Below are 5,148 nucleotides of genomic sequence, written 5' to 3'. Positions count from 1 at the left end.
GTGACCGCGGTCGGCTCCCGGGCCGTGTCGAGCATGGTGCTGTTCCGGCTGCGCCACATGCAGGCCGCGGCGGCCGCGGTGGCGGCGCCGGCCGAGCCGGTGCAGGCCGCGCCCGAGGACCTGGCCCAGCGGCCGGACGGGCCCGGCGGCCCGCCGTCGGGGGCGGCCGGGGCGGTCGCTCCGGGCAAGGCCCGGCGGCCGCTGTCGCACAGCCTGCCCCGGCTGCACGTCGGCTGGCACGAGGTGAGCGCGGCCGTGCTCGGGCAGGTGCGCGGCGGCACCGGGGCGACCGGGCTGATGCTCGGCGTGGACTACCAGCGCCAGCCGGTGCCGATCCGGATCTTCCGGCCCGAGGCGACCCGCGTGACGCTGGTCGGCGGGCTCTGGGCGCAGCGGATTCTGGTGTTCCGGGCGCTGGCGCTCGGTGCCCGGGTGATCGTGATGACCGGCGACCCGCGGCCGTGGCAGGGGCTCGGCGAGTGGGCGACCGGCATGAACGACCGCCTCGCGCTGTGGAACGACCCGCGCCCGCCGTCGGCCCCGGCCAGCGCCCGCCAGCCGCTGCTCATCGTCACCGACGTGAGCCAGGTCGGCTTCGGCGCCCGGCCGGATCTGGGGCCGTGGCAGACGCAGGTGACCGTGGTCCGCAAGCTCGGCGCCGAGCACGCGCACACGCTGCAGGGCTGCGACCTGGTGATGCTGCAGAAGCTGAGCCGGCAGGAGGCGGCCGTGGCCGGGTCGGCCCTGAACCTCACCGAGGGCGGCACGGGCCTGCTGCAGGAGATGACCCCCGAGATGCTGGCGCTCATGGGCGGCGGGGCCAACCGCTACGTGTGGCTCTCGCCGACGAGTGTCGAGCGGCAGTACCACGGGGAGCCCCAGCGCTGATCAGGACTCCTCGCGGGGCCGGTTCTTCTCGTGCAGCGCCGCCAGGACGAGCTCGTACATCGCGGCGAGGGCCTCGGCGGGAAGCTCGACGCCGTTGGTCCCGCCGGGGTTGATGCGCAGCGCGGCGCCGGGCGTGGAGTCCTGCGGCTCCGGCCAGGCGACCACGACGTCGACGAAGCGCACCGCGATCCAGTCCCGGTCGCCGACCTCGGCCTGCAGCTGCGCCTGCGACGAGAACGCGAAGATGACCGGGCCGCCGTCCACCCGCTCGGTGCGCCACCACGGGAACTGCGGGTCGGTGATGTCGCGCGAGACGCTCGGCAGGATGCGGTCGGTGCGCACGGCCGTCCAGTACTCGTCCGGGTCGGGCGCGTCAGACGGCGGGACGGCCGCGGCGATCTCCTCCTCGGTCGGCAGCGGCAGCAGCAGGTGGGCGTCGAGCAGCGCCCCCATGTAGGCGTCGCGGTCCCCGGCGGCCACCGCGCGGCGCAGCGCGTCGTCCAGCGGGGCCCACTCCGGCTCCCACGGCGGCAGCGTGCGCACCGCGTCCGGCGACAGGAACGCCTGCAGCGGCAGCCCCGGGTCGACGGCGATGCCCCAGCCGAGCCCGGCGACGGAGTGCACGACCTCGAACAGCGGCGCGCGGCGCACGGCCGGGATCTCCGGCGGCAGCGCCGCGCCCGAGGTCCACGCCAGCACGTAGGTCACGCCGCCGGCCTGGGAGGTGGCCAGGGTGACCGGCTCGCGGGCGGCGGCCGCGGCCGGGGTGATCGGGAGGTACAGCGCCTCCTCGGCCAGCGCCTTGCAGTAGGCCAGTTGGTCGCCCGCCGCGACCGCCGCGGCCATCGCCTCCTCGGCTTCGGTCGTGGGGCGCCAGTCGGCGAACCCGGGCAGCGTCACGCGATCACGCCCAGGTGCCGTCGTCGCTGACCCGGGCCGGCATCCGGCCGAGCACCAGCGTGGTGATGGCCTCCTCGATCGAGGCGCCGAGATACCAGTCGGCGGTGTGGTCCAGCACGAACACGCGGCCGTGCTCGTCCATCGCCAGCAGCCCGGCGTCGTCGCGCTCGGCGCCGATCGGGGTCAGCCGCGCGCCGATCAGCTCGCCGAGGTCGGCCAGGGTCGAGGCGGCGTGCAGGCCGCGCAGCGGGTCGAGCACGAAGCCGCAGCGGGCGATCTGCTCGCCGGCGCCGTCGGCGCGCACCGCCAGGCCGCCGAACTCGGCGAAGGCGGTCATGGCCGGCGGCACCACGGTGTGCTGGTGGCCGCTCGGAGATGCGTGCGAGGCCAGGGCGAGGGCCCACATCCGGGCCCGGGCCGGGTCGGTGCGTCCGGGGGTCCAGCCGGCCTCGCGCAGCGCCGCGTCCACTTCCACGGGGAGGTTCACTGCTCGCTCACCTCGATGCCCAGCCAGTCGAGCAGGGCGGCGCAGGTGCGGCACGGGCGGGCCGGGCGGCCGTGCATCGGGTCGCCCTCCTCGCGAATGTGCACGACCGACACGCGCGCCCCCCACAGCTCGGCGCGGGCCGCCGACGGGGTCAGCGGGGCGCCCATGCGCCGCTCGGCCTCGTGCAGCCGGTCGGAGACCAGCACGGTCTCGGCGCACGAGCCGGCGAAGCGCTCGCGCGACTCGACCGGCAGCTCGTGCAGGAACCGGCGGATCAGCGAGTGCAGCTCCGGCGCGGTGTCGCCGCGCACCGACGTGTGCTGGTAGATGCCATCGCCGACCAGCAGCGCCCCCGCGGTCATCGGCAGCTCGCGGCTCATGGCCGACAGCCTATCCGGCCATAGAATGCGAGGGCGTCACTGGATTCGAGCCGTTGTTTGGAGTCACCATTCGCACACTCCTTGTCTCACCGCAGCAGCGGGGCGCGTATGCCACCATCGGCGACGCGCTGGCCGCGGCCACCGACGACTCGGTGATCGCGGTGGCCCCGGGCACCTATGCGGAGGCCATCTTCGTCACCGGCAAGCGGCTGCGGCTGGTCGGCGCCGACCCGGCGGGCGGCCCGGTGACGCTGGACGCGACCGACATCCCGTACCCGGCCGTGAGCGCGCGCAACGCCACCCTCGCCATCGAGGGCTTCACGCTGCGCTCGGCCGACGCCGCGGTGGTCACCGCCCGCGGCACGCAGCTGTCGCTGTCGGGCTGCGACCTCGGCTCCCGCTTCGGCCCCGGCGTCGACCTGGCCGGCGGCTCGATCGAGATGCGCAAGTGCACGATCACCGGCGCACAGTTCGGCATCGTGGTCGAGGACGCCGCCGGGACCATCGAGGACTGCCAGATCAGCGAGATCGCCGAGGACGGCATCATCGTGCGCATCGGGGCCGACCCGCTCATCACCGCCACGACGGTGCGCGGCTGCGGGCGGCGCGGGGTGTACGTGTACCAGTTCGGCAAGCCCACCCTCGAAGGCTGCGAGGTGACCCAGACCGGCGACGCCGGCGTGATGATCGCCCACCAGAGCGCGCCCACGATCCGCCGGTGCAAGGTCCACGACACGCAGGGCGTCGGCATCTCCTTCGCCCGCGGCTGCGCCGGCCTGGTCGAGGAGTGCCAGATCGAGAACACCGGCGTGCCCGCCCTGGACATCGCCGAGGGCGCCACCCCGACGGTCATCGCCGCCCGCCCCGACGCGCCGCCCCTGACCATCGGCGACGCCAGCCCGGCCGGCGGCGGCGACGCGGCCGCGGTCGAGGCGCTGCTGGCCGACCTCGACACGATGGTCGGCCTGGCCGGCGTGAAGGACGAGGTCCGCGCCCTCATCGACGAGATCCAGGTCAACGAGTGGCGCCGCAGCGCCGGCCTCTCCGTCGGCGCGATGAGCCACCACCTCGTCTTCGCCGGCGCCCCCGGCACGGGCAAGACCACCGTGGCCCGCATCTACGGCAAGCTCCTGGCCGCCCTGGGCGTCCTGCCGAAGGGCGCGTTCAAGGAGGTCTCGCGGCGCGATCTCGTCGGGCAGTACCTCGGCCACACCGCCGAGAAGACCTCGGCCGCCTTCGAGGAGGCCCGCGGCGGCGTGCTCTTCATCGACGAGGCCTACACGCTGTCCCGCTCGATGGGCTCCGGCGGGGACTTCGGCCAGGAGTCGATCGACACGCTGGTCAAGCTCATGGAAGACCACCGCCACGAGATCGCGGTCATCGCCGCCGGCTACACGGCGGAGATGGACGAGTTCATCTCGGCCAACCCCGGCCTGGCGTCGCGCTTCACCAAGACCATCGTCTTCGAGAACTACACCCCCGAGGAACTCGTCCGGATCGTGCGCCGCATGTGCACCGCCGACGACTACCAGCTGGGCGACCAGGTCGAGCCCGCCCTGCTGCGCCACTTCGGGCAGGTCGAGCGCGACGCCAACTTCGGCAACGCCCGCGACGCCCGCAAGTTCTTCGAGAGCGTGCGCAAGGCCCAGGCCCAGCGGCTGCGCATCCTGGGCCGCCGCCCGACCCTGGACGAGCTGCGCATCCTGGAGCTGGCCGACCTGGAGGCGGTCGTCGCATGACATCTCCTTCCCCCTCCGCCGAGGAGTTCCGCGCCACCTGGTCGCAGACCTGGAAGACCCACCTCAAGCCCTACCTGGCCGCCAACATCGTGGTCGCCCTGCTGAGCTGGATGATCGGCTACGTCATCGGCGGTTACGTGATGTCGGTGGTACTGCCCGTGCTCCTCGTCGGCGGCATGGTCCTGCTGCACCGGGTCGCCAGCCGCGGCCACGGCCTGCGCCTGTCCCCCACCGGCGTGGAGTTCCTCCGCCGCGACGGCAAGATCGCCCGCATGCGCTGGCCCGACATCGGCGGCGTGGTCCTCATCAACCGCCGCACCAGCGCCGTGATCGCCCCGTGGGGCCCGGGCCGCGCGGCGGCCCAGCTCGGCGCGGACATGTTCGCGGACGCGAACAGCGGGCCGGGCATCACGGGCGTCGGCGAGCTGCTGAGCCAGTCGCAGGCCGCCCAGCAGCGCCAGGCCGGCCCGGAGTGGGTGCCGCTGGCCGAGCCGCAGGCGCTGAACATGAGCCTGGCGATGATCGACCGCGACTGGCCGAAGGGCCCGATCGGCGCCTGGTTCCGCCGCTACCGCCCAGACCTGCTGCCCTGACCCGGGCATGCGCGAATCAGAACTTCTACGCGGTGCTCCGCCGCGTCTAGACCCGTCTTTCGCACATGCAGGACTCGACGTTCGTAGGCTGTTGGCTCAGTTGAATGGGAGGGCCACGTCACAGACCAGATCGCTGGGCGTGGCCGTGTCGGGGTCGGTGG

General features: G+C 74.0%; 6 protein-coding genes. 3 read left to right on the top strand and 3 right to left on the bottom strand.

Annotated features, from left to right (window positions below; all coding sequences use genetic code 11):
- The coding region (locus AB0M46_RS50985) for a hypothetical protein (RefSeq protein WP_363348951.1) at positions 1-888 on the top strand (888 nt) is incomplete at its 5' end.
- Here the strand turns inward: AB0M46_RS50985 and AB0M46_RS50980 are convergent.
- The 3 genes from AB0M46_RS50980 to AB0M46_RS50970 are packed head-to-tail and all read right to left on the bottom strand — an operon-like array spanning position 889 to position 2,655.
- Positions 889-1,788: an SseB family protein gene (locus AB0M46_RS50980; RefSeq protein WP_363348949.1), complete on the bottom strand. Its 900-nt coding sequence runs from the start codon at positions 1,786-1,788 to the stop codon at positions 889-891.
- A gap of 4 nt (positions 1,789-1,792) precedes the next feature.
- Entirely contained in the window at positions 1,793-2,275 is a 483-nt protein-coding gene (locus AB0M46_RS50975; protein WP_363348947.1) for an SUKH-3 domain-containing protein, read from the bottom strand.
- A complete protein-coding gene (locus AB0M46_RS50970; RefSeq protein WP_363348945.1) occupies positions 2,272-2,655 on the bottom strand; it encodes a YwqJ-related putative deaminase in 384 nt (127 codons plus the stop codon). The genes AB0M46_RS50975 and AB0M46_RS50970 overlap by 4 nt, the downstream gene beginning before the upstream one ends.
- Before the next feature lie 53 nt (positions 2,656-2,708).
- On the opposite strand from AB0M46_RS50970, the gene AB0M46_RS50965 reads away from it, so the two are divergent.
- Together AB0M46_RS50965 and AB0M46_RS50960 are read left to right on the top strand one after the other, a co-directional pair.
- Entirely contained in the window at positions 2,709-4,394 is a 1,686-nt protein-coding gene (locus tag AB0M46_RS50965; protein ID WP_363348943.1) for a right-handed parallel beta-helix repeat-containing protein, read from the top strand.
- A complete protein-coding gene (locus AB0M46_RS50960) occupies positions 4,391-4,987 on the top strand; it encodes a hypothetical protein (RefSeq protein ID WP_363348942.1) in 597 nt (198 codons plus the stop codon). The genes AB0M46_RS50965 and AB0M46_RS50960 overlap by 4 nt, the downstream gene beginning before the upstream one ends.
- Positions 4,988-5,148 lie beyond the last annotated feature (161 nt).

Origin of the sequence: Dactylosporangium sp. NPDC051485, assembly GCF_040682015.1 — a bacterium.
Lineage (GTDB): Bacteria > Actinomycetota > Actinomycetes > Mycobacteriales > Micromonosporaceae > Dactylosporangium.
The sequence above is the reverse complement of the archived record's forward strand: the minus strand, read 5'-3'. Positions and strand labels throughout refer to the sequence as shown.